The sequence below is a fragment of the Gemmiger formicilis genome (assembly GCF_016901605.1).
Lineage (GTDB): Bacteria > Bacillota > Clostridia > Oscillospirales > Ruminococcaceae > Gemmiger > Gemmiger formicilis_B.
The window spans coordinates 1-1,480 of record NZ_JACJKP010000312.1; the positions used below are offsets into that span (position 1 = coordinate 1).

The window sequence follows — 1,480 nt, forward strand, 5'->3', positions numbered from 1 at the left end:
CTGGCCGATGCCCTTCTGACGCTCTTTGCCGAACATGAACAGGAGAATGCCCGTAAAGCCCAGCAGCGGGGCCCAGGCATCGGGGCTGAGCATCTGAATAATGAAGCTCTCGCCCTGCAGGCCGGTCAGACTCAGCAGCCAGGAGGTGACGGTAGTACCCACGTTGGCGCCCATGATGACGCCCACCGTCTGGTACAGATCCATCAGGCCGGAGTTGACGAAGCCGACCACCATAACGGTGGTGGCGGAACTGGACTGGATCACGGCGGTGACCGCCAGACCCAGCAGAAAGCCGCGCAGCGGGGAAGAGGTCATCTTGCTCAGAATGACCTGCAGCTTGCCGCCGGCCGTCTGCTCAAGATTTTTGCCCATGATGTCCATGCCATACAGGAACATCGCCAGGCCGCCCAGAAGTACGAAGATGTTGAAAATACTCATACAGGGACCATCCATTCTCTTATTTGGTTTGTAAAAACCGCGCGGCACACTGCCGCGCCCTATACCGTCCCCTATTATAATGTATTGCTGCCGCCCGGCACCAGCAGAGAACGGTAAAGGTTTTGTAAAATCTGTGTAAAACGAGCCGTCTGGCGTCGTTTTTTGGCCAAAAGAGGGGTAAATTTTGCTTGTTTTTTACGTATTTTACAATTTCTTTGCATGGAAGTTGTACACTTTGCGTATTCTTTACGCCGATTGTACGCCACTATGGTCGATGCAAAAAAACATTCGCGGTACAATAAACGTGCTCCCGGACAAACGGGGGCAGCAAAACCAACAAAAGAACACTTGAAACTTTGGTAAAAAGGGAGAAGAAATAGTTATGAAACGTACTTCTGTTGTTGCTTCTGTTCTGGCCGCTACCATGGCGCTGAGTCTGGCTGCCTGCGGCAGCACCGCTTCCACCAGCGAGTCCGCCGCCGCTTCCGAGAGCACTGCCGCTTCCGAGAGCACTGCCGCTTCCACCAGCGAAGCTGCCGAGTCCACCGAGGCTGCTGCCACCGGCGATTTCGACACCGAGCAGGACATCACCGTGATCTCTCGTGAGGACGGTTCCGGCACTCGCGGCGCTTTCATCGAGCTGACCGGCGTGGAAGAGAAGAACGATGCCGGCGAGAAGATGGACATGACCACCGAGGCTGCCGCCATCCAGAGCAGCACCAACGGCGTTATGACCGCTGTGGCCAACGATGAGACCGCCATCGGCTACATCAGCCTGGGCTCTCTGAACGACACCGTCAAGGCCGTCACCGTGGGCGGCGTGGAAGCCACTGCCGAGAATGTTTCCAACGGTACTTACACCCTGGCCCGTCCCTTCAACATCGTTACCAACGGTGAGCCCACCGACGCTGTGGCCGTTGACTTCATCGCCTACTGCATGAGCCCCGACGGCCAGGCCCTGGCTACCGAGGAAGGCTACATCGGCGGCGAAGGCACCGAGTTCACCTCCACCCAGCCCAGCGGCAGCATCACGGTCGGCGGT

2 protein-coding genes are annotated in these 1,480 nt (G+C 57.2%); one reads left to right on the forward strand and one right to left on the reverse strand.

Features of this window, described 5'->3' with window-relative positions:
* Positions 1-438, reverse strand: a 438-nt coding sequence (locus H6B10_RS14475; protein WP_204652243.1) for a Na/Pi symporter, incomplete at its 3' end; no start/stop codon positions are given.
* A gap of 382 nt (positions 439-820) precedes the next feature.
* Between H6B10_RS14475 and H6B10_RS14480 the strand changes: the two genes are divergently transcribed.
* Positions 821-1,480: substrate-binding domain-containing protein (locus tag H6B10_RS14480; protein WP_204652244.1), on the forward strand; the 660-nt coding region annotated here is incomplete at its 3' end.